Origin of the sequence: Pseudomonas sp. HS-18 (assembly GCF_020401845.1) — a bacterium.
Lineage (GTDB): Bacteria > Pseudomonadota > Gammaproteobacteria > Pseudomonadales > Pseudomonadaceae > Pseudomonas > Pseudomonas nitroreducens.
Genome location: NZ_CP084413.1, coordinates 4937796 through 4964344 on the forward strand (window position 1 = coordinate 4937796; position 26549 = coordinate 4964344).

The 26549-nt window shown below is 65.7% G+C and carries 31 protein-coding genes and 1 riboswitch; of the genes, 11 read left to right on the plus strand and 20 right to left on the minus strand.

The annotated features are described in order from the left end of the window. Positions 1-43 precede the first annotated feature (43 nt). Positions 44-460 (minus strand): MarR family winged helix-turn-helix transcriptional regulator, encoded by a 417-nt coding sequence (locus LDJ84_RS23040; RefSeq protein ID WP_226045468.1) that lies wholly within the window; start codon positions 458-460, stop codon positions 44-46. Between the two features lie 174 nt (positions 461-634). Between LDJ84_RS23040 and LDJ84_RS23045 the strand changes: the two genes are divergently transcribed. Further along, a complete protein-coding gene (locus LDJ84_RS23045) occupies positions 635-2455 on the plus strand; it encodes an acyl-CoA dehydrogenase C-terminal domain-containing protein (RefSeq protein WP_024764566.1) in 1821 nt (606 codons plus the stop codon). Positions 2456-2617: 162 nt separating this feature from the next. Here the strand turns inward: LDJ84_RS23045 and LDJ84_RS23050 are convergent, their stop codons facing one another. The 10 genes from LDJ84_RS23050 to cobO form a co-directional block, all read right to left on the minus strand. After that, the gene (locus tag LDJ84_RS23050; RefSeq protein ID WP_051445637.1) at positions 2618-3283 is read right to left on the minus strand and encodes an adenosylcobinamide-GDP ribazoletransferase; all 666 of its coding nucleotides are present in this window, start codon (positions 3281-3283) and stop codon (positions 2618-2620) included. A 164-nt stretch (positions 3284-3447) separates the two neighbouring features. Then, complete coding sequence (gene cobC / locus LDJ84_RS23055; RefSeq protein WP_024764568.1) at positions 3448-4035, minus strand: alpha-ribazole phosphatase family protein; 588 nt, start codon at positions 4033-4035, stop codon at positions 3448-3450. Then, the gene (gene cobT, locus LDJ84_RS23060; RefSeq protein WP_170859318.1) at positions 4032-5087 is read right to left on the minus strand and encodes a nicotinate-nucleotide--dimethylbenzimidazole phosphoribosyltransferase; all 1056 of its coding nucleotides are present in this window, start codon (positions 5085-5087) and stop codon (positions 4032-4034) included. The genes cobC and cobT overlap by 4 nt, the downstream gene beginning before the upstream one ends. Continuing rightward, positions 5084-5605: a bifunctional adenosylcobinamide kinase/adenosylcobinamide-phosphate guanylyltransferase gene (gene cobU, locus LDJ84_RS23065; RefSeq protein ID WP_024764569.1), complete on the minus strand. Its 522-nt coding sequence runs from the start codon at positions 5603-5605 to the stop codon at positions 5084-5086. The genes cobT and cobU overlap by 4 nt, the downstream gene beginning before the upstream one ends. Before the next feature lie 27 nt (positions 5606-5632). Further along, the gene (locus LDJ84_RS23070) at positions 5633-7072 is read right to left on the minus strand and encodes a cobyric acid synthase (protein ID WP_037007135.1); all 1440 of its coding nucleotides are present in this window, start codon (positions 7070-7072) and stop codon (positions 5633-5635) included. A gap of 29 nt (positions 7073-7101) precedes the next feature. Beyond that, positions 7102-8103: a threonine-phosphate decarboxylase CobD gene (cobD, locus tag LDJ84_RS23075; protein ID WP_065085787.1), complete on the minus strand. Its 1002-nt coding sequence runs from the start codon at positions 8101-8103 to the stop codon at positions 7102-7104. Next, positions 8103-9032, minus strand: coding sequence for an adenosylcobinamide-phosphate synthase CbiB (gene cbiB, locus LDJ84_RS23080; RefSeq protein ID WP_170859319.1), 930 nt, complete (start codon positions 9030-9032; stop codon positions 8103-8105). Before cbiB ends, cobD begins: the two co-directional genes overlap by 1 nt. Beyond that, entirely contained in the window at positions 9029-9679 is a 651-nt protein-coding gene (gene bluB / locus LDJ84_RS23085) for a 5,6-dimethylbenzimidazole synthase (RefSeq protein WP_226045469.1), read from the minus strand. Before bluB ends, cbiB begins: the two co-directional genes overlap by 4 nt. Then, positions 9676-10971 (minus strand): cobyrinate a,c-diamide synthase, encoded by a 1296-nt coding sequence (locus LDJ84_RS23090; RefSeq protein ID WP_226045470.1) that lies wholly within the window; start codon positions 10969-10971, stop codon positions 9676-9678. Before LDJ84_RS23090 ends, bluB begins: the two co-directional genes overlap by 4 nt. 28 nt (positions 10972-10999) lie before the next feature. Then, complete coding sequence (cobO, locus tag LDJ84_RS23095; protein WP_024764575.1) at positions 11000-11611, minus strand: cob(I)yrinic acid a,c-diamide adenosyltransferase; 612 nt, start codon at positions 11609-11611, stop codon at positions 11000-11002. Between the two features lie 269 nt (positions 11612-11880). Continuing rightward, a riboswitch (cobalamin riboswitch) is annotated at positions 11881-12106 on the minus strand. A gap of 130 nt (positions 12107-12236) precedes the next feature. Here cobO and LDJ84_RS23100 point away from each other — a divergent pair. From LDJ84_RS23100 to LDJ84_RS23115, 4 genes are read left to right on the plus strand one after another with little or no spacing between them, the layout of a single operon-like run. Beyond that, the gene (locus tag LDJ84_RS23100) at positions 12237-13382 is read left to right on the plus strand and encodes an ABC transporter permease (protein ID WP_226045471.1); all 1146 of its coding nucleotides are present in this window, start codon (positions 12237-12239) and stop codon (positions 13380-13382) included. Next, positions 13379-14164, plus strand: coding sequence for an ABC transporter ATP-binding protein (locus LDJ84_RS23105; RefSeq protein WP_226045472.1), 786 nt, complete (start codon positions 13379-13381; stop codon positions 14162-14164). Before LDJ84_RS23100 ends, LDJ84_RS23105 begins: the two co-directional genes overlap by 4 nt. After that, positions 14165-15103: an MlaD family protein gene (locus LDJ84_RS23110; protein WP_226045473.1), complete on the plus strand. Its 939-nt coding sequence runs from the start codon at positions 14165-14167 to the stop codon at positions 15101-15103. Continuing rightward, positions 15100-15726 (plus strand): ABC-type transport auxiliary lipoprotein family protein, encoded by a 627-nt coding sequence (locus LDJ84_RS23115; protein ID WP_226045474.1) that lies wholly within the window; start codon positions 15100-15102, stop codon positions 15724-15726. Before LDJ84_RS23110 ends, LDJ84_RS23115 begins: the two co-directional genes overlap by 4 nt. Positions 15727-15732: 6 nt before the next feature. Here LDJ84_RS23115 and LDJ84_RS23120 read toward each other — a convergent pair whose 3' ends face one another. From LDJ84_RS23120 to LDJ84_RS23130, 3 genes are all read right to left on the minus strand, one after another. Then, positions 15733-15984, minus strand: coding sequence for a hypothetical protein (locus LDJ84_RS23120; RefSeq protein WP_024764580.1), 252 nt, complete (start codon positions 15982-15984; stop codon positions 15733-15735). A gap of 200 nt (positions 15985-16184) precedes the next feature. Next, complete coding sequence (locus LDJ84_RS23125; protein ID WP_024764581.1) at positions 16185-16391, minus strand: hypothetical protein; 207 nt, start codon at positions 16389-16391, stop codon at positions 16185-16187. Positions 16392-16511: 120 nt separating this feature from the next. Continuing rightward, positions 16512-16874 carry a hypothetical protein gene (locus LDJ84_RS23130; RefSeq protein WP_037007137.1) on the minus strand — a complete coding sequence of 121 codons (363 nt, stop codon included), beginning with the start codon at positions 16872-16874 and terminating at the stop codon, positions 16512-16514. A gap of 325 nt (positions 16875-17199) precedes the next feature. Here LDJ84_RS23130 and LDJ84_RS23135 point away from each other — a divergent pair, with 325 nt between their 5' ends. The 5 genes from LDJ84_RS23135 to LDJ84_RS23155 all read left to right on the plus strand — a co-directional run bounded on the left by LDJ84_RS23135 (position 17200) and on the right by LDJ84_RS23155 (position 21381). Next, positions 17200-18201: a D-cysteine desulfhydrase gene (locus LDJ84_RS23135; RefSeq protein WP_226045475.1), complete on the plus strand. Its 1002-nt coding sequence runs from the start codon at positions 17200-17202 to the stop codon at positions 18199-18201. 119 nt (positions 18202-18320) lie between these two features. After that, positions 18321-19121 carry a cystine ABC transporter substrate-binding protein gene (gene tcyJ / locus LDJ84_RS23140; RefSeq protein ID WP_065085781.1) on the plus strand — a complete coding sequence of 267 codons (801 nt, stop codon included), beginning with the start codon at positions 18321-18323 and terminating at the stop codon, positions 19119-19121. Further along, positions 19121-19792, plus strand: coding sequence for a cystine ABC transporter permease (gene tcyL / locus LDJ84_RS23145; RefSeq protein WP_024764585.1), 672 nt, complete (start codon positions 19121-19123; stop codon positions 19790-19792). The genes tcyJ and tcyL overlap by 1 nt, the downstream gene beginning before the upstream one ends. After that, positions 19789-20556, plus strand: a complete 768-nt coding sequence (tcyN, locus tag LDJ84_RS23150; protein ID WP_226045476.1) for an L-cystine ABC transporter ATP-binding protein TcyN — start codon at positions 19789-19791, stop codon at positions 20554-20556. The genes tcyL and tcyN overlap by 4 nt, the downstream gene beginning before the upstream one ends. Before the next feature lie 126 nt (positions 20557-20682). Further along, positions 20683-21381 carry a pirin family protein gene (locus LDJ84_RS23155; RefSeq protein ID WP_054907447.1) on the plus strand — a complete coding sequence of 233 codons (699 nt, stop codon included), beginning with the start codon at positions 20683-20685 and terminating at the stop codon, positions 21379-21381. Positions 21382-21444: 63 nt separating this feature from the next. Here the strand turns inward: LDJ84_RS23155 and LDJ84_RS23160 are convergent, their stop codons facing one another. The 6 genes from LDJ84_RS23160 to ttcA all read right to left on the minus strand — a co-directional run bounded on the left by LDJ84_RS23160 (position 21445) and on the right by ttcA (position 25740). Continuing rightward, complete coding sequence (locus LDJ84_RS23160; protein WP_226045477.1) at positions 21445-22107, minus strand: class I SAM-dependent methyltransferase; 663 nt, start codon at positions 22105-22107, stop codon at positions 21445-21447. A gap of 15 nt (positions 22108-22122) precedes the next feature. Beyond that, positions 22123-22653 (minus strand): C40 family peptidase, encoded by a 531-nt coding sequence (locus LDJ84_RS23165; RefSeq protein ID WP_226045478.1) that lies wholly within the window; start codon positions 22651-22653, stop codon positions 22123-22125. 80 nt (positions 22654-22733) lie between these two features. Next, a complete protein-coding gene (locus tag LDJ84_RS23170) occupies positions 22734-23360 on the minus strand; it encodes a C40 family peptidase (RefSeq protein ID WP_226045479.1) in 627 nt (208 codons plus the stop codon). Positions 23361-23429: 69 nt separating this feature from the next. Continuing rightward, the gene (locus tag LDJ84_RS23175; RefSeq protein ID WP_226045480.1) at positions 23430-24194 is read right to left on the minus strand and encodes an NAD-dependent deacylase; all 765 of its coding nucleotides are present in this window, start codon (positions 24192-24194) and stop codon (positions 23430-23432) included. Positions 24195-24222: 28 nt separating this feature from the next. Continuing rightward, complete coding sequence (locus LDJ84_RS23180) at positions 24223-24894, minus strand: DNA-3-methyladenine glycosylase I (RefSeq protein ID WP_226045481.1); 672 nt, start codon at positions 24892-24894, stop codon at positions 24223-24225. An 18-nt stretch (positions 24895-24912) separates the two neighbouring features. Further along, the gene (gene ttcA, locus LDJ84_RS23185; protein ID WP_017522174.1) at positions 24913-25740 is read right to left on the minus strand and encodes a tRNA 2-thiocytidine(32) synthetase TtcA; all 828 of its coding nucleotides are present in this window, start codon (positions 25738-25740) and stop codon (positions 24913-24915) included. Positions 25741-25840: 100 nt separating this feature from the next. Here ttcA and LDJ84_RS23190 point away from each other — a divergent pair, with 100 nt between their 5' ends. Beyond that, positions 25841-26437 carry a DNA-J related domain-containing protein gene (locus LDJ84_RS23190; RefSeq protein WP_226045482.1) on the plus strand — a complete coding sequence of 199 codons (597 nt, stop codon included), beginning with the start codon at positions 25841-25843 and terminating at the stop codon, positions 26435-26437. The last annotated feature ends 112 nt before the right edge of the window (positions 26438-26549 follow it).

Sequence of the window (26549 nt, forward strand, 5' to 3'; positions counted from 1 at the left end):
TACCCGCTTCTAATCGTTCGTATCCAGTGCACGCTGGCCTGCGCTAGCTCTCCAGCGCGGCCAGTTCATCCAGCAGGGCTTCCAGTTGCCGACGCTTGTCATCGCCCAGGTGAACCGCTACATCCTGCTGCGCCGCGTCCCAGGCTTCGCCGCCGCGGACAATGCGTTCCAACCCTGCGGGAGTCAGCGCGACGATGCGGTTGCGCAGGTCCTCACCTTCCTCCAGCCTCACCAAGCCGTCGGCTTCCAGCGGCTTGAGGTTGCGCCCCAGGGTGCTGCGGTCCAGCCCCATGGCCTCGGCCAGGTCGGAGATGCTCGGCTGCTCCAGCCGCGACAGATGCCGCAACAGGGAAAACTGCGCAGTCGTCAGCCCGACGCCTTTCAAGGCATCGTCGTAGACGCGGGTCACGGCACGGGCCGAGCGGCGCAGTTTGGTACAGAGACATTGGGTGGTCAGCATGGGATACGTGTATATACCCGCAATCGCTCAAGCGCAATGGCCGATGCGACCGATTGTCCCATCTGCCAGCGCCCGGCGTTGGCGCAGCCAAGGGCACCGCATCGCGCCAGCCGTATAACTGCGGCCATCCAGCCCCGCGCTTTCGGCGGGGCGCATCACGGTCCGAGGTCCCCGATGCCCGTCTACAAAGCCCCGCTGCGCGACACCCGCTTCCTGCTCAACGAAGTCTTCGACTTCCCCGGCCACTACCAGAACCTGGTGAATGGCGGTGAAGCCACGCCGGACATGGTCGATGCCATCCTCGGCGAATGCGCCAGGCTCTGCGAAGAGGTGATCGCCCCGCTCTACCACAGCGGCGACGAGGAAGGCTGCCACCTGGAGAACGGCGAAGTACGCACGCCCAAGGGGTTCAAGGAAGCCTACGACGCCTACGTGGCCGGCGGCTGGCAGGGCCTGTCGCACCCGGTGGAATATGGCGGCCAGGGCCTGCCGATGAGCCTGGGCGCGCTCAAGCAGGAAATGCTGGGCACCGCCAACTGGCCGTTCTCCATGTACCCGGGCCTGTCGCTGGGCGCGATGAACACCGTGATGCAGCACGGCACCGAGGAGCAGAAACACACCTACCTCACCCCGCTCACCGAAGGCCGCTGGGGCGGCACCATGTGCCTCACCGAGCCGCAGTGCGGCACCGACCTGGGCCAGGTGAAGACCCGCGCGGAATCCAACGCCGACGGCAGCTACGCCATCACCGGCACCAAGATCTTCATCTCCTCGGGCGAGCACGATCTCACCGAGAACATCGTGCACATCGTCCTCGCCCGCCTGCCGGATGCACCGAAAGGCACGCGCGGCATCTCGCTGTTCATCGTGCCCAAGTTCCTTCCAGGCGAAGGCGGCTCCCTCGGCCCGCGCAACGGCGTGAGCTGCGGTGCGCTGGAGAAGAAGATGGGTATCAAGGCCTCGGCCACCTGCGTGATGAACTTCGACGGCGCCACCGGCTACCTGATCGGCGAGCCGAACAAGGGCCTGGAATGCATGTTCACCTTCATGAACAGCGCGCGCATCGGCACCGCGATCCAGGGCGTGGCCACCGCCGAGCTGGCCTACCAGGGCGCGCTGGCCTATGCCCGCGAGCGTCGCTCCATGCGTGCCCTTTCCGGCACCAAGGAGCCGGGGGAGATCGCCGACACGCTGATGCACCACGGCGATGTGCGCCGCATGCTGCTGACCCAGAAGGCCGTGGCCGAGGGCGGCCGCGCGCTGATCTACCTGGCCACCCAGTACGCCGACAAGATGATCCAGGGCCTGCTGACCAACGATAACGCCGAGTACGACCGCTGGGACGACAAGCTCGGCTTCCTCACCCCGATCCTCAAGGGCTGCCTGACTGAACTGGGCCTGGAGAGCGCCAACCTCGGCATGCAGGTGTTCGGCGGCCACGGCTACATCAGGGAACACGGCATGGAGCAGATCGTCCGCGATGCGCGGATCGCCACGCTCTACGAGGGCACCACCGGCATCCAGGCGCTGGACCTGCTCGGCCGCAAGGTGCTGCTGATGACCCAGGGCAAGGCCGTACGCGACTTCACCCGGCAAGTGGCGAAATTCGCCGTCGACCTGCTCAAGCAGGAACCGGCCATGCGTGGCCGCGCGCTCACGCTGCTCAAGCTCTGCGCGCAGTGGAACATCCTCACGCTGCGTATCGCCCTCACCGCCCGCAAGCAGCGCGACCTGGTGAGCACCGCCAGCCACGACTATCTGATGTTCTCCGGCTACGCCGCGCTGGCGTATTCCTGGGCGCTGCAGGAAGCCGCCGCACGCAAGCGCCTGCGCCAGGGCGGCAGCGAGTCGAGCGACTTCTACAAGGCGAAGATCGCCACCAGCGACTTCTACTTCGCCCGCCTGCTACCCCGCGCCAAGGGGCACGCGGCGGCGATGGCCAAGCCGGTACGGTCGATCATGGGGTTGAAGACGGAGCATTTCGCGTTCGATTGATGCTAGGCACAGCTATCCCGCTCTCCCATGGGAGAGCGGGAGTGAAGGCATTTTGTAGGAGCGAGCTTGCTCGCGAACAAGCTTCCCGGGAGCAGCGGTGCCCTGCAGTTCGCGAGCAAGCTCGCTCCTACACAAACAGCCCACGCGCCTATCCGTTGGACTCTAGAGCGCCAACGCCACCAGCACCGCGCACTCGATCATCTCCAGCATCGCCCCGGCGGTATCCCCGGTGGTGCCGCCCAGGCGGGCGATGAAGCGGCTGCGCAGCCAAACGAACATCACCAGCGCGACCGCCAGCGCCAGCATGCCGGTCAAGCCCACCAGCACCATCAGTGCGGCGTTGGCCGCCAGCATCCACGGCATCGCACCGCGCGGCAGGTGATCGGCCAGCGCCTGGCCCAGGCCGCCCTTGCGCGCGTAATCGGTGGTGTAGAACAGCAGCGGCAACGCGCAGCGACCCAGCCAGGGCGCCAGCAGCAAACCCCAGTGCTGGTGGTTGCCGAGAATGGCGGTGATCGCCGCGAACTTCAGCAGCAGCAACAGCACCAGGGCGACCACCGCGGCCGGGCCGCAGCGCGGGTCCTTCATGATTGCGAGCGTGCGTTCGCGGTCGCCCAGCCCGCCGATCCAGGCATCCGCCGTGTCGGCCAGGCCATCGAGGTGCAGCGCGCCGGTGAAGGCCACCCACACCAGAAGGATGAGTGCCGCCTGCAACAGCAGGTGCACACCGCTGAGCAACTCTCCCATGGCGAACAGCACCGAACCGATCAGCAGGCCCACCAGCGGGTAATACAGCGTGGCGCGGCCGAACTGCTGCGGCGTCGGCATGTGCCCCAGGCGCACCGGCAGGCGAGTCAGGAACTGCAACGCCACCAGCGGCAGGCACCAGTCACTGAGCTGGGCGGCGCGCGCGTCTTCGCCACTCGTTTCAGCAGGCGGCTCGGGGGCTTCCTGGTCGCGTTCCGGGTGCAGGTTGTTCATCAGAGGTCGACTTATGGTTGCGCCTTTTGGATACGCCAGCCATCACCCTCGCGGGTCACGTCCAGCACCATACATTCGCCGTGGGCCACCACCACTTCCAGCAGACGCTTCGCCGGCAGGCCGCTGGCCAGGGCGCCGAACAGGCGCATCACACCGCCATGGGTGACGACCAGTACGGAAGATCCGGCATGGGCCTGGTAGAGCCGCTCCAGCGCCGCAAAGACGCGGGATTCGAAGTCGCCCATGGCCTCGCCGCCCGGTGGAGGGAAAGCGTAGGGATCGTCCCAGAAGCGTCCGAGCGCCTGCGCATCCGTCTCCATCAGCTTAGCTGGCGAAATGCCTTCCCACTGGCCGAAATCCAGCTCCTGCAAGCCTGGCTCAAAGCCCAGCGGCAGGCCGTGGCGCGCCGCCAGCTCCCGAGCGAAGGCCGCGCAACGCTGCAACGGCGAGCTGACCAGCGCCGCCCAGCGACATTCGTCGCCCACCGCCGCGCGCATCTGCGCCCAACCGCTCTCGGTCAACGCGTCGTCCAGCCGTCCGCGAAAGCCACCGCCGCGCTCGGTCTCGCCGTGGCGCAGCAATTCCAGCCGCAGCGTCATGCCGGGCGATCCGATACCGCCGCTTCGGCGAAGGTCGCCATCTCGCTGTGCAGCCGGCAGGCCTGGCGCAGCAGCGGCACTGCCAGCGCCGCGCCACTGCCCTCGCCCAGGCGCAGGCCAAGGTCCAGCAGCGGCTGCGCGTCGAGCGCGGCCAGCACACGATTGTGCCCCGGTTCGGCACCGGCATGGGCGAACAGCAGCCAGTCGCGGCAGGCCGGATTCAGATGAATCGCGCACAGCGCGGCAGTGCTGCAGATGAAGCCGTCCACCAGCACGGCAATACCCTTCTGCGCACATGCCAGGTAGGCGCCGACCAGTGCAGCAATCTCGAAGCCGCCCAGGCGGCACAGCGCTTCGAACGGTTCGTCGCAGTGGGCGCGGTGCAGCGCCAGCGCGCGGTCGATCACCTCGACCTTGCGGGCGACACCCTGCGAGTCCAGCCCCGTGCCGGGGCCGACCAGCGCGCGGGCCGGTTCGTCGAGCAGCGCGCAGGCCAGCGCAGCGGCGGCACTGGTGTTGCCGATACCCATCTCGCCGCCGATGAACAGCTCGGCGCCGGCCTGTTGCGCGCGGCGCACGGACTCGCGGCCGGCTTCCAGGGCGATCAGGCATTGCGCGGCGGTCATCGCCGGCTCCTTGGTGAAGTTCGCCGTACCGGCGCCGACCATCACGTGCAGCACACCCGGCAGCGGCTCCAGCGGCGTTGCCGTGCCGAGGTCGATGACCTCCAGGCGCGCATCGAGGTCGCGCGCCAGCACGCTGATCGCCGCGCCGCCGCGCACGAAGTTGCGCAGCATCTCGACCGTCACTGCCTGCGGATAGGCCGATACGCCCTCGGCCACCACCCCGTGGTCACCGGCGAACAGGGCGATCCAGACATGCTCCAGGCCCGGCCGCTCGCGGCCCTGCAGGCCGGCCAGGCGGATGGTTTCCTCTTCCAGCCGGCCCAGTGCGCCACGCGGCTTGGTCAGTTGGTCCTGACGCGCGGCGGCTTTGTCCTGCGCCACGCGATCGATCGGTTGGGTGCCTTGCAGCCACCATTGCAGACTCATAACGCTTCCCCCTTCAACACCATGGGCAGGCCGGCGACGGTGAACACCACGCGCTCGCTGACCTCGGCCAGGGACTGGTGCAACCAGCCGGCCTCGTCGACATATCGGCGGCTGAGCTCGCCCATCGGCACCACGCCCAGCCCGGTTTCGTTGCTGACCAGAAGGATGCGCCCCGGCAGGTGCGGCAGCGTTTCCAGCAGCGCGTCGATCTCGCCACGCAGGCGCCAGCCGTCTTCATGGATCAGCAGGTTGGTGACCCACAGGGTCAGGCAATCCACCAGCACGCAGTGGCCGGGGGCGGCCAGGCGCTCCAGTGCGTCGGCCAGGGCCAGCGGTTCTTCCACCAGGCCCCAGTGTTCCGGGCGGCGCTCGCGGTGCTGGAGAATGCGCGTGGACATCTCGCCGTCGCCGGCCTGGGCCGTGGCGACGTAGGTGACCGGCAGGCCGCTGTCCTGCGCCAGGCGCTCGGCCAGGCGGCTCTTGCCCGAGCGGGCGCCGCCGAGAATCAGTTCAAGCATGGGTTCCCGCTCCTACGAAAGACAGTTTCAGAGCCCACACAGCCGCCTCAGTTTCTCGGTATCCAGATGCGCCTCGACCTGGTCGGCCAGACGCTCGATGTCGCGCTCGCGCAGGGCGTGGTAATCGATCTGCTGCACCTCGTGCAGCCCCGCCCAGCGCAACAGTGCGGCGCTGGACGCGGAGGACTCGAACAGCCCGTGCAGATAAGTGCCCATCACCTGGCCATCGTCGCTCAACGCGCCATCGGCACGGCCATCGCTCAGGCGCACGGCGGGATTGGCCAGCGCCGGGCCTCGGGTGACGCCAGCGTGAATCTCGTAACCACTCACCGCAGCATCTTCCAGCGCCAGCCGGCCACTGACGTTGCGCAACTGCTTCTGCGGCTCCAGCACGGTGAGCAGGTCCAGCAGGCCGAGCCCCTCGCTCTCCCCCGCCGCACCTTCCAGCCCATGCGGATCGGCCAGAGTACGGCCGAGCATCTGCAGGCCACCGCAGATACCCAGCACCTTGCCGCCGTAGCGCAGGTGGCGCTGGATCGCCGCTTCCCAGCCCTGCGCGCGCAGGAAAGCGAGATCAGGACGCACGCTCTTGGAGCCGGGCAGGATGATCAGGTCCGCCGGTGGGATCGGCTGGCCAGGGCCGACGAAGGTCAGCTCCACCTGCGGGTGCAGGCGCAGCGGATCGAAATCGGTGTGGTTGCTGATGCGCGGCAAAACCGGCACGACGACCCGCAGTCGCTCGCCGGTCTTGGCGGCCTGGCGGGTGTCGATGGCATCCTCGGCTTCCAGGTGGAAGTCCATCAGGTACGGCAACACGCCCAGCACCGGCACGCCGGTGCGCTCCTCCAGCCAATCGAGGCCGTTCTGCAACAACGCGATATCGCCGCGGAAACGGTTGATGACGAAGCCCTTTACCCGCGCCCGCTCGCTCTCGGAGAGCAGCTCCAGGGTGCCCACGAGGTGGGCGAACACGCCGCCACGATCGATATCGGCGATCAGGATCACCGGGCAGTCCACTGCCTCGGCGAAGCCCATGTTGGCGATGTCGTTGGCGCGCAGGTTGATCTCCGCCGGCGAGCCCGCACCTTCGACCATCACCACCGGGTACTGCGCGCTCAGGCGCTGGTGGGACTCGAGCACCGCCTGCATCGCCACGCGCTTGTAGTCGTGGTAGGCCACCGCGTTCATGCTGGTGACCGCGCGGCCATGGATGATCACCTGGGCACCGGTGTCGCTGTTGGGCTTGAGCAGCACCGGGTTCATGTCGGTGTGCGGCGCCAGGTGGCAGGCCTGCGCCTGCACCGCCTGGGCGCGTCCGATTTCGCCGCCATCGGCAGTCACCGCACTGTTGAGCGCCATGTTCTGCGGCTTGAACGGCACCACCGCCACGCCCTGGCGGCGCAGCCAGCGGCACAGCGCCGTCACCAACGTGCTTTTGCCGGCATCCGAAGTGGTGCCCTGCACCATCAAGGTCGCGCTGTGTGCGCTGGGCAACGTCACCGCAGGCTCTCCATCTGGTTGAAGGTGCGCAGGCCATGCTCCAGGCGCTCCCAGCCCTTCTCGTCCGGCGGCAGACCGAAGCGCAGGCTGCCGGGCGTCTCGAACAGGCGCACGAGAATCCCCTGGCGCGCCAGATGGTCGCGCAGCGCGTGAGCACGCATGGACACCACCCACTGGAACAGCGACGTGCCGCCCTGGGGCGCGAAGCCGTGTTCGCCCAGCAGGCCGGCCAGGCGCCGGCTCGCCTCGTTGAGGTCACGGCGCCGCTGGATCTGTTCCTGGAACTCCCCCAGCACCGCCTGGGCAACCCAGCGCGTGGGACCGTTGACCGCCCAGGGGCCGAGCAGCTTCGCCAGGCTTTCCAGCAGGCGCGGTTCGGCGAAGGCGAAGCCCAGCCGCGCACCGGCCAGGCCGAAGAACTTGCCGAAGGAGCGCAGCACGATCAGCCCCGGACGGCTGGCGCAACTGGGCGCCAGGCTGTGCTCGGGAGTGCAGTCCATGAAGGCTTCGTCCACCACCAGCCAGCCGCCACGTTCCTGCAGGCGCGCGTGCCATTCCAGCAGCACACCGGCCTCTATGCGCTTGCCCGTGGGGTTGTTCGGGTTGACCACCACCAGCACGTCGAAACGCTCCAGGTGATGGGGGACTTCCTGGTCGCTGACCTCTCGCAGGATGTGCCCGGCGGCACGCCAGGATTCGGCGTGCTCGGCGTAACAGGGCGAAACCACGCCGACCTTGCCCGGTCGGCGCAAGCGCGGCAGCAGCTGGATCGCCGCCTGGCTGCCGGGTAACGGCAGCAGCTTCTCGGCACCGTAGTAGCGCCGCGCGGCGGCTTCAAGGCCGTCGCTGTCCTCGGGCAGGCGCATCCAGGCCGCCGCTGGCACGCTGGGCAACGCCCAGGGCCAGGGCGAAATGCCAGTGGACAGGTCCAGCCACTCGGAGAGCGGAATTCCGTACTGCTGCGCCGCTTTGCGCAACCGGCCGCCATGTTCGAGCATCAGAGCACTCCCAGAATCAGGATGATCAGCAACCACAACAACACTCCCTGACGCACCAGGGCAAGCGCGCGCCAGATATCCACGGCAGTCGGCGCCGGGCCTTCGCCCAGCTGCGGGCGTTCGTGGAGCTCGCCGTGGTAGCGGGCGGAGCCGCCGAGCGAAACGCCCAGAGCCCCCGCGCCGGCGGCCATCACCGGGCCGGCGTTGGGGCTGTCCCATTTTGGCGCCTGTGTGCGCCAGCAGCGCAGGGCCAGCCGGGTGTGGCCCAGCAGCGCGTAGGTCAGCGCCACCAGCCGGGCGGGAATGTAGTTGAGCCCATCGTCGATCTTCGCCGCGGCCCAGCCGAACCGTTCGAAGCGCGCATTGCGGTAGCCCCACATGGCATCGAGGGTGTTGCTCAGGCGGTAGAGCACCACGCCCGGAGCACCCGCCACGGCGAACCAGAACAGCGCCGCGAAGACCGCGTCGCTGCCATTCTCCAGCACCGACTCGGTGGCCGCGCGGGCCACCGCGGTTTCGTCCAGCTCGGCAGTTTCGCGGCTGACCACGTAACCCACGCGCAGGCGCGCCTCGTTGAGGTCGCCACTACGCAGCGCCAGCACCACCGGATCGGCGTGCTCGCCCAGGCTGCGCAGCCCCAGGGCGGCGTACAGCGCCAGCACCTGGACGATCCAGCCGACGTAAGGCAGCAGGCTTAGCAACAGCGCGATGAGGGTCAGCGGAATGACCGCGATGATCCATGCGGTGACGCCATGGCTGCGCCAGCCGAGGCCAGGGGTGTCGCTTCCGGCATCGGCGCGGGAGCGATTGAACCTTCGCTCCAGCCGATCCGCCAACCGCCCGAACGCCACCAGCGGATGCCAGCGTTTCGGCTCGCCCAGCAGGGCGTCCAGCGCCACGCCGAGGACGCTCAGCAAGGCCAGGCTCATGCCTTCTCCCCCCAGCGGTTTTCGAACACCAGCTCGTCCAGCGAGCGCGGCTGGCGCCAGCCTTCCAGGACCAGCATCGGTGCGGAATAGAACGCGCTGACCGGCCCCAGGCAGATCACCGCAACCGCCTCGGCACCGTCCGGAAGGCCAAGCAGGTCGCCGAGCGCGGCAGGATCGAACAGCGACACCCAGCCCATGCCCAGCCCTTCCGCGCGCGAAGCCAGCCAGAGATTCTGGATGGCACAGGACAGCGAGGCCAGATCCATGTTCGGCAGCGTGCGACGGCCGAAGACATGCGCCTCGCGGCCCTCCATCAGCGCAGCCACCAGCACCTCGGCGCAGTCGAGCACGCCCTCGACCTTCAGCTTCATGAATTCGTCGGAGCGCTCGCCCAGCGCTTCGGCGGTACGAATGCGCTCCTCTTCCACCAATTGGTGGATCGACTGGCGCACGTCCCTGGACGTCACGCGGATGAAGCGCCAAGGCTGCATCATGCCGACGCTCGGCGCCTGGTGTGCGGCTTCCAGCAGGCGCGCGAGCAATTCGGGCGCCACCTCGCCACCGTTGAAATGACGCATGTCGCGGCGCTCGGCGATGGCGCGGTAGAGCGCGGCGCGTTCCTCGGGGCTGTAGGCGTGATCGGTCATGGTCTGAAGAGTGCGGCTGCGGCATCCGGATCGGATGGCAGGTAGAAGTGGATGTAGGACGCCGTGAGCCGGCCACGCCGGAACACGGCCTCGGCCACCGGCTTGTCGTTCGGGCAGACGCCACGGGCCAGCGGTACTTCAGCACTGTCGAGCAACGAATGGTGGAAGGTGTGCCCGCGCAGAGTGCCCTCTGGCAGCGTCACGGCCTGCAATGCCAGCGCGGCGAGACGCTTCTGCATGCGCGCCTCACCCGGCAGCAGGGCCAGCAGCTCCGCGCGTTCGCCGGCCACGTCGGTCAGGGCATCGAGCAGATAGAGCATGCCGCCGCACTCGGCGAGGATCGGCTTGCCCCTCTCGTGGTGGGCGTGAATCGCCTGGGCCATGGCGCGATTGTCGGCCAGCGCTTGCAGGTGCAGCTCCGGGTAGCCGCCGGGCAGGTAGAGGCTGTCCACCTCCGGCAGCGATGCGTCACGCAGCGGCGAGAAGAACACCAGTTCGGCGCCCAGCTCGCGCAACAGATCGAGGTTGGCCTGATAGAGGAAGGCGAAGGCGTTGTCCCGCGCCACACCAATGCGCACGCCGTCGAGGCGGGAAGACTCGCTGCGCAGTTCGGGCGCGGCGAAGCTCACCGGCGCCGGCAACTCGGTGCTGGCGCTGGCGGCCAGGGCATCGGCGGCGGCGTCCAGGCGCGCGTCGAGGTCCGCCAGTTCGCCGGCCTGCACCAGGCCGAGGTGGCGGCTGGGCAACTCGACCTCGGTGTCGCGCGGCAGCGCGCCATACCAGCGAATCCATTCCGGCAGGCTGTCACGCACCAGGTCACGGTGGCGCTGGCTGCCGATGCGGTTGGCGAGCACGCCGGAGAACGGCAGGTCGCGCTGGTAGGTGGCCATGCCGACGGCCATCGCGCCGAAGGTCTGGGCCATGGACTGGCCATTGATCACCGCCATCACCGGCACGTTGAAGCGCCGCGCCAGATCGGCGGCCGAGGGCGAGCCGTCGAACAGGCCCATCACGCCTTCGATGAGGATCAGGTCGGCCTCACCGGCTGCCTCCCAGAGCAACCGGCGGCTATCGCCCTCGCCGACCATCCACAGGTCCAGCTGATAAACCGGTGCGCCGCTGGCGCGGGCGAGGATCATCGGATCGAGGAAGTCCGGGCCGCACTTGAACACCCGCACCTTGCGCCCGAGGCGCGTGTGCAGGCGCGCCAGGGCGGCGGTCACGGTGGTCTTGCCCTGCCCGGAGGCGGGGGCAGCGATCAGCAGGGCGGGGCATTGGCGCGCATCGAGCATCAGGAGCACTCCGCCACAACGAAGGGCATCAGAACTCCACCCCTTTCTGCGCCTTGATGCCAGCCTTGAAGGCATGTTTCACCAGGCCCATCTCGGTCACGGTATCGGCGGCCTCGACCATGGCCGGTTGCACGCCTCGGCCGGTGGCGACCACATGCTGCATCGACGGGCGGGCGGCAATGTCGGCGAGCACGGTGTCCAGCTCCAGATAGCCGTGCTTGAGGGCGATGTTCACCTCGTCCAGCACCACCAGGCCTATCTGCGGATCGGCCAGCAGTTGCCGTGCCACATCCCAGGCCGCCTGTGCCTTGGCGATATCGCGCTGGCGGTCCTGGGTTTCCCAGGTAAAGCCTTCGCCCATGACATGGAAGCTGACTTCCTCGGGGAAGCGGCGGAAGAACGCCTCCTCGCCGGTGGTCGCAGCCCCCTTGATGAACTGCACCACCCCGACCTTCATGCCGTGGCCCAGCGCACGTGCGACCATGCCAAAGGCCGAGCTGCTCTTGCCCTTGCCGTTGCCGCTGTTGACCAGGAACACTCCGCGTTCGCCCTGGGCCTGGGCGATCTTCTCGTCGATCACCGATTTCTTGCGCTGCATGCGCGAACGGTGGCGTTCGTCCTTTTCAGGGGATTCAGTCATGGGGTTTGCCTCTAGAAAGGGAGCGCGCAGGCGCCAGCTCGCCGGCCGGGCGGCAGCGAGCGGAGAATGGGATGGGCAGGAACGAACCGCCGGCGTGCGTAGGCGCCATGCGGCATAAGCCGCTCGGCGCGAAAGCCGTCGGCTTGGGAAACAGGGAATTCACCTGAAGGATTCTCCGCCGCTCTCACCCGCGCGGCACTGACCAGTCGGGGCAGGCGGAGGACGGCAACGCGCGGCGCACATGGCCTGCGTCGACAGCGCCTCCCGCGATGCCATGCGATGCAGCAGGCCGGTCTCCGGGCTTGCGAGTGGAAGCGCCTGGCGTTTCCGAAAGAACCGCGCCTTCCCATGCCAGTGGCACAGTGGCGGATGCGGTTCGAAGCTCGCTTACCGTTGCGGGGGCAGCGCCGGAATGCTCGATTGCGCATCGAATTCACCGGCTTCCCTGTTTCACCCTCGACTTGCGCCTCGGGCACCTGTAGCAGGCGCGCAGCTTAGTGGCTGGCGGGCTGGGGCGTCAATTGAACAGACTGTCGCCGGGGGCCGCCCACAGAACCGCCGAGGCTCTATAAAGGGTCACACAAGTCAAGTGGTCAGGCCGCTCAACTTCGCTAGAATGCGAATCATGACGACGACTGCCCAACCCGGCCAGCTTCAGCTCGACACCTCCGCGACCCCGTCCCTGATGCACATCAGCGGCGACTGGACACTCGCGCACTTCGCCTCGCTGCAAGCCCAGGTCGCCGCCCAGCGCAGCGCCGAGTCCCCCGCGGAGCTGGATTTCGCCGGCCTTGGCGCGCTGGATACCGCCGGCGCCGCGCTGCTCGCCGAGATCATCGGCGGCGCGCGCATGAGCCAGCTCGACCAGATCGCCCGCAACCTCCCCGCCGAACGCCAGGCGCTGCTGCGCACGGTGGGCAGCGCGATCACCCAGTGCCGGCTGGACGAGAAAGGCCCGGCACCGGGCAACGCACTGGCCGACGTACTGGAGCGCATCGGCGTCGCCACCCTGACGTTCAAGGACCACCTGATCGGCGTGCTGGGCTTCATCGGCCTGACCCTGCAAACCCTGGTGCGCAACCTGTTCCGGCCGCGTCGCTGGCGGTTGACCTCGCTGGCCGCGCACATGGAGGAAACCGGCCTGGACGCCGTGCCCATCGTCGCCCTGCTCACCTTCATGGTCGGCGCGGTGGTGGCCTTCCTCGGCGCCACGGTGCTGCAGAAATTCGGCGCGGCGATCTACACGGTCGACCTGGTGGGCTTCTCCTTCCTGCGTGAATTCGGCGTGCTGCTCACCGCAATCCTGCTGGCCGGCCGTACCGCCAGCGCCTTCACCGCGCAGATCGGCTCGATGAAGGCCAACCAGGAGATCGACGCCATCCAGGCCCTGGGCCTCGACCCCGTGGAGCTGCTGGTGCTGCCGCGCGTGCTGGCGCTGCTGCTGACCCTGCCGATGCTGACCTTCCTGGCGATGCTCTCCGGCATCTTCGGCGGCGGCGTGGTCTGCGCCCTGAGCCTGGACATCTCGCCGCGCATGTTCCTCTACATGCTGCAGAACGACATTGCCGTGCAGCACTTCCTGGTCGGCATCGTCAAAGCCCCGGTGTTCGCCTTCATCATCGCCGTGATCGGCTGCCTGGAAGGCTTCCGCGTCAGCGGCAGCGCACAGTCGGTGGGCGAGCACACGACTTCCAGCGTGGTCCAGTCGATCTTCGTGGTGATCCTGCTGGATGCGATGTTTGCGCTGTTCTTCATGGAGATGGGCTGGTGAGCGAACCGATCATCGTCGTCCGCGACCTGGCCAACCGCTTCGGCACCCACGCCGTGCACGAGCATCTCGACCTCGATGTGATGAAGGGCGAAATCCTTGGCGTAGTCGGCGGCTCGGGCACCGGCAAGTCGGTGCTGCTGCGCAGCATCATCGGCCTGCGCCAGCCCAGCGAAGGCAGCGTCCACGTGTTCGGGCAGAACCTGCCGGCGCTGCCGCCGCTGGAGCGCTCGAAGCTCGAACGGCGCTTTGGCGTGCTGTTCCAGAATGGCGCGCTGTTCTCCTCGCTGACCGTGAGCGAGAACATCTGCCTGCCACTGATCGAGCACGCCGGCCTGTCGCGCAGCGACGCCGAGTTCATGGCCAAGGTGAAGATTTCCCTCGCCGGCCTGCCGCCGGACGCGGGGGCCAAGTATCCCGCCGAACTGTCCGGCGGGATGGTCAAGCGCGCCGCGCTGGCCCGCGCCCTGGCGCTGGACCCGGACATCCTGTTCCTCGACGAGCCCACCGCCGGCCTCGACCCTATCGGCGCGGCGGCCTTCGACCAACTCATCCTGACCCTGCGCGACGCCTTCGGTCTCACCGTGTTCCTGGTCACCCACGACCTGGACACCCTCTACACCATCTGCGACCGCGTCGCCGTGCTCTCGCAGAAGCGGGTGCTGGTGGTCGGGCCGCTGGAGCAGGTCGCCCAGACCGACGACGCCTGGGTACAGGATTATTTCCACGGCCCACGCGGCCGTGCCGCGCTGCAGGCCACCGAACACCTGCGGGAGGAAAGCTGAATGGAAACCCGTGCCCATCACGTACTGATCGGCCTGTTCACCCTGGTCGTGTCGATCGGCGCGCTGCTCTTCGCGCTCTGGCTGGCGCAATCGAGCAACGACCAGCGCTACAAGATCTACGACGTGATCTTCAGCGAGGCGGTGACCGGCCTGTCCGAAGGCGGCACCGTGCAGTACAGCGGCATCCGCGTCGGCGACGTGGTCTCCCTGCGCCTGGACCCGAACGACCCGCGCAAGGTCCGCGCGCGCATCCGCGTCTACGACAGCACGCCGATCCGCGAGGATACGCGCGCCAAGCTGGCCCTCACCGGCGTCACCGGCCAGGCCATCATCCAGCTCTCCAGCGCCGGCCAGGACAGCCCGCCGCTGGAAGCCAAGGATGGCGGAGTCCCGGTGATCAAGACCATCCCGTCGCCTTTCGCCAAGCTGCTCGCCAACGGCGAGGACATCGCCACCAACATCAACAACCTGATCAACAACGTGAACCGCATGTTCTCCCAGGAGAACGTCGACCGCATCAGCCGCACCCTGGACCACATCGACCAGGCGACCGGCGTGGTCGCCGAACAGCGCGACGACATCCGGCGGACCTTCAAGGAACTGGCCACCGCCAGCGAGCAGGCGCGCATTACCCTGGCCAATGCCAGCCAGCTGCTCGACCGCGCGAACCAGACCCTGGGCGGCAAGGGCCAGACGATTCTCGACGACACCCAGAAAACCCTCGCCTCCCTGCGCACCAGCAGCGAACGGGTGGAGCAACTGCTGAACAGCAACTACGACTCGGTGAACGGCGGCCTCAACGGCCTGGGCGAAATCGGCCCGGCGATCCGCGAACTGCGCTCCACCCTGGAAGACCTGCGCGGCGTCACCCGCCGCCTGCAGGAGAATCCCACCGGCTACCTGCTCGGCCGCGAACGCAACAAGGAGTTCCAGCCATGACCGCCCTTCCCCGCCTGCTCGCCGCCGCCCTGGTCAGCCTGTTGGGCGCCTGCTCGATCCTCCCGGAAGCGGAAAGCCAGGACTTCTACCTGCTGCCGGCCACCCAGCAACCCGTGCGCGGCAACACGGCGGTAAACTGGTCGCTGCGGGTCAGCGCGCCTACCGCCAGCCTGGTGCTGGACAGCAACCGCATCGCCGTGGTCCCGCAGGGCAACCAGTTGAGCAGCTACCAGGGCGCACGCTGGAGCAACCGCGCGCCGGGCCTGCTGCGTGATCGCCTGCTCGACGCCTTCACCGCCAACGGCAGCATCCGCGCCCTGAGCAGCGACGAAGCCAGCCTGCAGGCCGACCTCGACCTGACCGGCGAACTGCGCGCCTTCCAGAGCGAGTACCAGAACGGCAAGCCAGTGATCCACATCCGCTACGACGCCCGCCTGGTACGTGCCCTCGGCCAGCGCATCGTCGCCTCGCGCAGCTTCGAGGTCAGCCAGCCGGTGGACGGCAAGCAGGTGCCCGAAGTGGTCAGCGCCTTCGGCAAGGCCGCCGATCAGCTTTCCGCGCAGGTCGTGGAGTGGACGTTGCAGCAGGGACAGCAGCAGAAGTTCACACCGCCAGCCCCATGAGAGGACTCAGCGACAGTGGTAAGGGCTTTCGCCCTCCAGCTCCTGGTCCGTCTCCACGTCCTTGATGGTGACGATGGCCTTCGGATAGACCGAGCACAGTGAGTTGCGCACGGTGTAGATGCCGCTGCCATGGGCGAGGAACTTGCCGTTGCTCAAGGCCTTGCCGGACTCGTCATGGGCGCTGACTTCGTAGTTGCCGGTCATGGTGATGCAGCCGGCGAGCGCCAGCAGGGAAAGGATAGGAACGAGGACTTTCATGGATTCTCCTTGGACGCGAGGCGCTCCTTCAACCAGGTTGCAGGACCGCGCGAGTGTCAATCCGTGACGGGTTCGCGAAAGCGGGAAATGGCCAGCCAGCATGGCAGGGCCGCTGCGGATACGACCGACGCCGGTTGCCGCAGTTCAGCCAGCGCCCCCGCAAGAGTGCTGGCTGAAGGTATTTCTGACGAGAGGCTGCCTCAGCGTTTGCCCATCGAGCGACGCGAGCCGCGCGGGTGCGGCGGGCGATACTCAGCCTTGTCGTGCGCCTTGCGGTGCTGGTAGGCGGAAGCGGCCTGCTTCTGCGCAGCAAGCGCAGCCTTGGCCAATTCTGCCAGGGAGAGCGAAGGTTGTTCCTGGGTGTTGTCCGCGTTTTCGTCGCGCGGCGGCTGCTGGGAGGACGTCATGGGGTAACCGGATAGAAAGAGTTTGACCGGCGCACATGATAGCCGAAGCACAGGCTTCCCGGCTGCAGTCCGCTCGGAGGAATCTCGCGAGCGGCAAGGCGTGGTCTGGCGAATTGTCCGTCAGCTCGGCGGGAAGAGAGTTCCCGGACGGTTTACATACTCTGTCGCTTCCCGCTCGGTGAGCACCCATATCTGGCTGATGCGACTGTCCAGGCCGACCTTGATGCCGACGAATTTTCCGGTGATGTTGGGTAACAGGCCGTAAACCATGAATCGGTTGTTCTCATCACGGATACGCACCGAAACGGACAATGGATAGCTGACGGTCCTCTTGTACAGCCCCAGCGTCATGACCCGGCGCAGCAGACTCGGTTTCGGTCGCTTCAAGGTGATCACCGGATACACCGCACTGTCGACGAAGCCCACCATCATCCCCGAGGGAATCACCCGGTCGGCCAGTGCCGGGCTGCTCAGCCCCAGCATCAGGGCCAGTGCGCCGAGCAACCGGAGTGTCCAGCGTTGCAACGAAGCGCATGAAGGTACTGCTGAAGTCATCGGATTTCCCGCCCTGGTTTTCCTGTTTTCGTTATCGCCCGGTTGAAGACTCCGGATCTGAGCGTGGAGCGTAGCGGTTCGCCGAGCCGCTGTCCGCACATTGATTCACAGCCTCCGGAGATTCCCATGGCGAGATGGCGGATCGTCACGCGACATTCCCGTGCAGCCCGGCGTCAAGCGGCCGCTCGGCACATTGCGAGAGGACTTGCCGCGCTCTATCGTGACGAATCCGCTGCCATACCGAGAATCCTTCATGAGCGCCCTTCGCGAAGCCCTCGCCCGCTTTCCCCGCCTCGACCTGGCCGGCGGCCCGACGCCGCTGGACAAGCTGGAACGGCTGTCCACTTCCCTGGGCCGCGATCTGTATGTGAAACGCGACGACACCACACCCTTCGCCCTGGGCGGCAACAAGGTGCGCAAGCTCGAATTCCTCGCCGCCGATGCGCTTAAGGTCGGCGCCGATACGCTGGTCACCGCTGGCGCGATCCAGTCCAACCATGTGCGCCAGACCGCCGCCGCCGCGGCGAAGCTCGGCCTGCGCTGCGTGGCGTTGCTGGAAAACCCCATCGGCACCGAGGATCGCAATTACCTGAGCAACGGCAACCGCCTGCTGCTGGACCTGTTCGGCACCGACATCGAACTCGTGCCCAACCTCGATAGCGCGGACGAGCGGCTGGCACAAACCGGTGAACGCCTGCTCAGCGAGGGTCGCAAGCCTTACATCGTACCCATTGGCGGCTCCAACGCGCTGGGGGCCCTGGGCTACGTACGCGCCGGGCTGGAGCTGGCCGAGCAGGTTCGGGCCAGCGGCCAGGAGTTCTCCGCCGTGGTACTCGCCTCGGGAAGCGCCGGTACCCATGCCGGCCTTGCGATCGCACTGGCCGATGTGCTGCCGCAGCTGGACGTGATCGGCGTGACCGTTTCGCGCACCGATGCGGCACAAAGGCCAAAGGTGGAAGGACTGGTTGAGCGCACGCTGCAACTGCTCGGCCACGAAGCGCAGGCGGTGCCGACCGTGCATTTGTGGGACCAGTACTTTGGCCCGCGCTACGGCGAAGCCAATGCCGGGACGCTCGATGCGATCCGCCTGCTGGCAAGCCAGGAAGGCCTGCTGCTGGACCCTGTCTACACCGGTAAGGCCATGGCGGGATTGCTCGACGGCATCCGCCAGGATCGCTTCGTAAAACCCGGACCTATCCTGTTCCTGCACACCGGCGGGTCGCCGGCCTTGTTCGCCTATCATTCGTCGACCTGACCTACATACCATCCAGAACTAGGCATGTAATTTTTTATTATTTTATTGCATAACGATTCTGCCCATATAGTCGCCACGCGTTGACTAACCTGCTTAAAACACCAAAAACGGGGACCACCATGACCTTCTCCGCACTGCGACGTCATTTCCTGCTTGCCAGCCTGACCCTCACCCTCGGCGCCGGCCTCTTTGGCCAGGCCCAGGCCGCCGACGACCTGCTCGCCCAGATCAAGGAAAAAGGCCAGGTGCGCGTGGGCCTGGAAGGCACCTACCCGCCCTTCAGCTTCCAGGACGAAAACGGCAAGCTCGCCGGCTTCGAAGTGGACTTCTCCGAACTGATCGCCAAGGAGCTGGGCGTCACCGCCAAGCTGCAGCCGACCAAATGGGATGGCATCCTCGCCGCGCTGGAGTCCAAGCGCCTGGACCTGGTGATCAACCAGGTGACCATCTCCGAAGAGCGCAAGAAGAAGTACGACTTCTCCGAGGCCTATACCGTTTCCGGCATCCAGGCGCTGGTGCGCAAGGGTGACGAAGGCAAATACGACTCGCCGGAGAAACTCGCCGGCGTGAAAGTCGGCGTGGGACTGGGCACCAACTACGAGCAATGGCTGCGCGAGCACGTGCCGCAAGCCGACGTCCGCACTTACGAAGACGACCCGACCAAATTCCAGGACCTGCGCAGCGGCCGCATCGACGTGATCCTGGTGGACCGTCTGGCCGCCTTCGACATGGTCAACAAGACCAAGGGCGCCATGGCCCTGACCGGCGCACCCTTCGCTCGTCAGGAAGCCGGCATCGCCCTGCGCAAGGGCAACCCCGAATTGCTCGCGGCGCTGAACAAGGCCATCGAGAAATTCCGCGCCGACGGCACGCTAAAGAAACTCTCGGAGAAATGGTTCCAGGCTGACGTCACCCAATGATCGAGGAAAGCCTGCAGCTTGCGCTGGATTCCGCGCCCTTCCTGCTCAAGGGCGCGATCTTCACAGTAGTCCTCAGCGTAGGCGGCATGTTCTTCGGACTGCTGCTCGGATTCGTACTGGCGCTGATGCGCCTGTACGGATTCACTGCCGTGCGCTGGCTGGCACGCATCTACGTGTCGTTCTTCCGCGGCACGCCATTGCTGGTCCAGCTGTTCATGATCTATTACGGCCTGCCCCAGGCCGGCATCGAACTCGACCCTCTGCCGGCGGCGCTGATCGGCTTCTCGCTGAACATGGCCGCCTATGTCTGCGAAATCCTCCGCGCCGCCATCGGCTCCATCGACAAGGGCCAATGGGAGGCCGCCGCCAGCATCGGCATGACCCGCGCCGAGACCCTGCGCCGGGTGATCCTGCCGCAGGCCGCGCGCACCGCCCTGCCGCCGCTGGGCAACAGCTTCATCTCGCTGGTCAAGGACACCGCCCTGGCCGCCACCATCCAGGTCCCTGAACTGTTCCGCCAGGCCCAGTTGATCACCGCGCGCACCTTCGAAGTCTTCACCATGTACCTCGCCGCCGCACTGATCTACTGGATCCTCGCCAGCATCCTGTCACACCTGCAGAACCGCCTGGAAGACCGGGTCAACCGCCACGACCGGGAGCAAGACGCATGATCGAAGTCCGCCAGCTGACCAAGCAGTTCCGCGGCCAGGAGGTGCTCAAGGGCATCGACCTGACCGTCCAGCCCGGCGAAGTGGTCGCGATCATCGGCCCCAGCGGCTCGGGCAAGACCACCCTGCTGCGCTGCCTGAACCTGCTGGAGGTGCCCAACGGCGGGACCATCCAGGTCGGCGACATCCTCATTGACGCCTCGCGGCCGCTCAGCGGCCAGCAGGGGCTGATCCGCAAGCTGCGACAGCACGTGGGCTTCGTCTTCCAGAACTTCAATCTGTTCCCCCACCGCACCGCGCTGGAAAACGTGGTGGAAGGCCCGATCATCGTGAAGAAGGAGCCGCGCGCCCAGGCCATTGAGCGCGCTCGCCAGTTACTGGCGAAAGTCGGGCTGGCCGGCAAGGAAGATTCCTATCCCAAGCGCCTCTCCGGCGGGCAGCAGCAGCGCGTCGCCATCGCCCGCGCCCTGGCCATGCAGCCGGACGTGATCCTCTTCGACGAACCGACTTCGGCACTGGACCCGGAGCTGGTCGGAGAGGTCCTGGCGACCATCCGCGGCCTGGCCCAGGAAAAGCGCACCATGGTCATCGTCACCCATGAGATGAGCTTCGCCCGCGACGTCGCCAACCGGGCGATCTTCATCGACAAAGGCGTGATCGTCGAACAGGGCGATGCCAAAGCGCTGTTCGCCCACCCGAAGGAAGAGCGCACCCGCCAGTTCCTCAGCAAATTCCTCGATCAGGGCGACAAGCGCGCCGCCGAATAGAATCGAATTAATCGATTTATATCTGCCGATATTTGCGCTTTTTTATCGATCATCTGCGAGAGAAGATAGTCCCATGAACCGCGCGGACTGGCCCACCGGCCAGCCGCGCCCCACGAGGACTAAGTCATGATCGAACGCAGACCCTTCCAGCAACTCGGCGGCGCCAACCACGGCTGGCTCAACGCCAAGCACCACTTCTCCTTCGCCGAGTACTACGACGCCGAGCGGATGGACTGGGGCAACCTCCGCGTCTGGAACGATGACGAAATCGCCGCGGGCACCGGCTTCCCACCGCACCCGCACCGCGAGATGGAAATCATCACCTACGTCCGCCAGGGCGCGATCACCCACCAGGACAGCCTGGGCAACAAGGGCCGCACCGAAGCGGGTGACGTACAGGTGATGAGCGCGGGCTCGGGCATCGTGCACTCCGAGTACAACCTGGAGAAGGATGTCACCAAGATCTTCCAGATCTGGATCATCCCTTCGGTACGCGGCGGCACACCGTCCTGGGGCGCCAAGCCCTTCCCGAAGGGCGATCGCGCCGGGCGCTTCGTAACCCTGGCCAGCGGCTATGAAAACGACGCCGACGCCCTGCGCATCCGCGCCGAAGGCCGCCTGGTCGCCGCCACCCTGAAGGCAGGCCAGACTGCCGAGTACGAGCTTGGCGGCAATCGCCGGGGCTACCTGGTTCCGGCAGTGGGCAAGGTCGAGGTCAACGGTATCGAGCTACTGGCCCGTGACGGCGCCGCAATCGCCGATGAGGCCGTGGTGAAGGTCACCGCACTCGAAGACAGCGAAGTGATTCTGGTGGATGTTGCCTGACCCAGGCCGCAGTAACGAAAAAAGGCACGCCTCACGGCGTGCCTTTTTTTGGCCCAAGGTTTTTCAACGCTTGCGACAAAGGCTCATGCCATCGCCAATCGGCACCAGCGAATAGTCCACTCGCTCATCCAACTTCAAGGCCAGGTTGAGTTGCTGGATCGCGCGGGTATCCGCACTCTCCGGGTTGGCCTCCAACACTCGTCCACTCCACAGTACGTTGTCGAAGACCACCAGCCCGCCCACACGCAGCAGAACCAGCGCGTGCTCCAGGTAGGTGAGGTAATTCGCCTTGTCGGCGTCGATGAAGACCAGGTCGAAAGCGCCGAGCTGATCGCCTGCAACCAGGGCTTCCAGGGTGGCCAGTGCAGGTCCGAGCCGCAGCTCGATGCGCGAGTCGACGCCAGCGTCGTGCCAGTAGCTGCGCGCAATGTCGTTGTACTCACCCGGCAGGTCGCAGCAGAGGATATGGCCGCCTTCGGGCAGCGCCTCGGCCATGCACAGGGCGCTATAGCCAGTGAAGGTGCCGATCTCGAGGATTCGTTTCGCGCCGGTCAGCCCGACCAGCAGCGCGAGGAACTGCCCCTGCTCCGGAGCGACCTGCCAGCGCGACATCGGTAACCTGGCCGTCTCGGCGCGCAATCGCGCCTTCACTGGCGAATCGCGCAGGGAAACGTCGAGCAGGTACTGATAAAGCGAGTCGTCGAGGTTCAGCGTGCGGGTGGTCATGGGCCCTCCTGAGTATCAGGGATGGAGGGCGAGACTCTGCACGGCGAGGACGCGCTTGGCTTCCAGGAAGGCTTTCTGCCAATAGGCACTGTCAAGGCTGTCCAGGCGCACGGTCCCGCCCGTTCTGGGCGCGTGAACGAAGCGCCCTTCCCCGACATAGATACCCGCATGACTGACGCCACGTCCACCGCTGGTAGCGAAGAACACCAGGTCGCCACTCTGCAAGGATTCGCGGCCAACGGTCGGCGCGCGCATGGAAATCATCTCGCGAGTGGAACGCGGCAGCATCAGGCCGGTGGCATCGCGATAGACGTAGCCGATCAGGCCGCTGCAATCGAATCCGCTATCCGGCGTATTACCGCCCCAGCGATACGGAGTGCCGACCAGGCCAATGGCACGGATCAGAACATCGTCGGCAGCCTGGGTGTTGTAGACGGGAGCAGCGTTAGCGCGCACTACGGGAGGCGGCGCAGGCGGAGTGCGACTGGCGCAGGCAGCCAGCGAGGCAAGAATAGCGAGGAGAATGGTGCGCTGAGGAACGAGCATGTGATGGCATCCCGTCAAGGAGTGCCATCACTTTGTACCAACAGTGACTTGAGCGCAATACTTAAAGTAAAACTTTAAGTTTAGCGCGTCACCGTCTTCGGCTCGTAACCCGGTTCAAGCACGCGCTTGGCTTCCATGTAGCTCAGGCGCCAGTAGCTCTCGTCCAGGCTGTCCACGCGCACACCACCGCCACGGCGGCTGGCAGAGTGGATGAATTGTCCGTCACCGATATAGATGCCGGCATGGCTGACCCGACCGCGACCACGGTTGTTGAAGAAGATCAGGTCGCCCGGCTGCAGGTCTTCTTTCGAGACCAGCGGGACATCCATGTTGATCATCTCACGCGTGGAACGCGGCAGGCTGATGCCCGCCTCTTCGCGGAACAGATAGCCCACGAAGCCGCTGCAATCGAAGCCGGTCCGCTCCGACTTCCCACCAAAGCGGTACGGCGTACCGATCAGCGAAAAAGCGCGGTCCAGAATGTCGGATACATGGGCAGTCGAACTGCCGTTATCGTTTTTGGCCCCCTCGTCCTGCGACTCATTCATCAGCACTATGTTGTGCTGATTTACCTGGAGCGCTGCTCGAGTGGCAGGTGCTGAAGCGACCTGGTTCGGCTGCGATTCCGGCGAATGGCTGGCGCAAGCTGCCAGCAGCAGAACGAAACTCATGGGCACGAGGGGTGCTAAGCGTTTAAGCATGGGCACGACCGTGTCTCATTAGCTCCATTTATTAGCGGGCTAATTTGCCCGCTCAATGGGACCAATGCAAGTTTTTTATCGCGGAATGTGACTCAGCAGGCGCGGCATAATGTCTAAGGCTCGACCCACCATTCTTTCTTCGACCACCGAACTCAGGTCGGTCAGCCCCGGGTTCACCTCGGCGGTGAAGCCTCCAGCATCCCGAGTTCGCAGCACGGGCTCAATGATGTACGGGAAGCTCGCGGTGGTCCCGACCAGCAGAACGGCATCGAATCCCTTGCGCAGTTGCGCGTAGAGAGTATCGATGGCCTCCTCTGGCAGCATCTCCTCGAACAGCACTACCGGCGGGCGCAGTACGCCTGCACAGCGCGCGCATTTCGGTGGCAGCGGTCCATCCAGGCGTCCAGCCAGCTCGGCGCTTTCCAAGCCGCACGACTGGCAGTACAGCGGCGCCAGTTCGCCATGGATCTCGATCAGCCGTTCAGGCGGCGAGCCGGCGCGGCGGTGGAACCCATCGATGTTCTGGGTGAGCACCCAGCACTCCGGCTTGAGCCTCTGCAGCTCCGCGATGGCTTCATGGCCAACGTTGGGCTGCGCGCCCAGGCAGGCCTTGCCGAGTTCCGCCAGATACTTCCAGCACAGCGCCGGATCCTTCTGCAGCGTCGGCCCGGAGATCGCTGCTTCGATCGGTACGCCTTCCGCCGTCCGGCCGTTGTACAGACCACCCAGGCCGCGATAGGTGGGCATCCCGGAGTCGGCGGAGAGCCCGGCACCGGTAACTACCAGGATACGTTCTGCACGAGCAAGCGCTGCGCCAGTGCGTTCGATCGCCGAGTCCATGCGCCCTCCTACGCGGCAGGACCGCGTATCAGTGGTTGACCGTGAAAGCCAGCATCATGGAAATCTGGCACAGCGGACGGCCGCTTTGTTCCTGCCATTGATTAAAGGCAGCCTGCACCAACGCCAGATCCTTCTGGCTGGTGGGCGCCTTGTCGACTATCTCCTGAGCCTTGAGCGCTGCAACCACATCGTCGCTGAGGACGAACGTGTCCTTGCCGGCCATGCGCAGGAAACGCGGCGCGGACATGCCGCCCAACTGACTACCACGCTTGGCCAGCAGCTTCCAGAGACCGACGATGTCGCTGGACGGCCAACTGGCCAGGAGTTTGCCGAAGCTGCCGTATTCGCGAGCAATGTCCAGGACGAACTGGGCATTGCGCGGCACGCTCTTGAGCTTGCCCAGGTGACGAATCAGCCGGGCGTCCTGCATCAGGTTTTCCAAGCGCTCGCCGCCCATCAGCACGACCTTCTCCGGGTCGAAGCCGAAGAAGACCTCCTCGAAGGCCGGCCACTTGGCATCCACCAGGCTGTGCTTGAGGCCGGCGCGAAAGATACGCAGGCTAATCAGCGACAGGTAGCGATCATCAGTCACCGCCGCCAGCTCGTCCGCTGACTTGGCCTGCGGAAGCCGGGCATCCAGCGCCTCGACCGAGCCGAAGCGGTTCAGACAGTACTCATACAGCCACTGGTAATCGCGCATCAGGCGTCCTTGCGAGTTTTACAGGTTCATCACGTCTAGGAAGCGCGGCGTCGCAGTCTCGTCGATGCGCAGGCTGTTGAAGTCGAACAGGTTGCGGTCCGCCAGTTGCGACGGCACCACGTTCTGCAAGGCACGGAACATGATCTCGGTGCGGCCCGGCGACTTGCGCTCCCAATCCAGCAGCATCTCCTTGACCACCTGGCGCTGCAGGTTCTCCTGCGAACCACACAGGTTGCACGGAATGATCGGGAACTCCTTGAGCACCGAGTAGGCTTCGATGTCCTTCTCGTTGCAGTACGCCAACGGGCGGATCACCACGTTGCGGCCGTCGTCGGAGAGCAGCTTGGGCGGCATCGCCTTGAGGGTGCCGCCGTAGAACATATTAAGGAAGAAGGTTTCCAGGATGTCGTCGCGGTGGTGTCCCAGCGCCATCTTGGTCGCGCCGATTTCGTCAGCATAGGTATAAAGAGTGCCACGGCGCAGGCGCGAGCACAGCGAGCAGGTGGTCTTGCCCTCCGGGATTTTCTCCTTCACCACCGAGTAGGTGTCCTTCTCGATGATGTGGTACTGCACGCCGATGGATTCCAGGTAGGCCGGCAGCACGTGTTCGGGGAAGCCGGGCTGCTTCTGGTCCATGTTCACCGCAACGATCTCGAACTGAATCGGGGCGACCTTTTGCAGGTACAGCAGGATGTCCAGCAGGGTGTAGCTGTCCTTGCCGCCGGACAGGCAGACCATCACCTTGTCGCCGTCCTCGATCATGTTGAAGTCGGTGACCGCTTCGCCAACCTGGCGGCGCAGGCGTTTCTGCAGTTTGTTCTGGTTGACCGAAAGGGTACTGGCCATGGTGCTCTGGAATCCGAAGGCAAGACGAAAAGCCGGTCATTTTACGCGCAAAGCGACGCGTACCCCAGCCCCTCTATCGGGCTGCTGCTAATCTGACAGCATGACGCGCGATCTCGATCCTTCCCTCGAACTGACTGACCAGCTTCTGCAGTTGCTACGGGAAGCGCATGAAGGAATCTCCGAATTCCAGCTGATCCAGCAATTGAAGGCTCGGCACTCCACTCACGTGCCCAACCTGCCGCTGACCGACAAGCTGGTGCTGTTCCGCACCCACTTTCTGGTGTCCAACGCGTTGTATCGCCTGCGCGACCAGCTCTGGGCGGAGGGCGCCGCGCACCTGGAGATCGGGCCGCTGCAGATTCGTCTCTCTCCTTTTATGAATGGCGCACAGGCCCTCGCCGAGCGGGACGCACTACGCGCCTACTACCTGGATGAGAAGCACCTGAAGGAAACCACCGAGCACGATGTGGAGAAGTTGCTGGAAAGCTTCTGGACACGTATGCAGGGCAACGAGGAAAAAGCCGCGGCATTGGCACTCTTCGAGCTGGAGGACGGCCCGGTGGATTACGCGCTGATCAAGCTGCGATACCGCCAACTGGTGAGCCTGCACCATCCCGACAGAGGCGGCAGCACCACTCGATTGCAGTCGATCAACAAGGCGATGGAAATACTGGAGCGCTATTACAGCCGCCCGTGAAACTTCCATTTGCTCTAAACCCACGGACGACGTGGCTTGCAGCCATTCCTATACTGCGACTTAAGGTCGCATAGGTCGGCTGGGCACCGGATGACGCTGGCTACGCGTACTC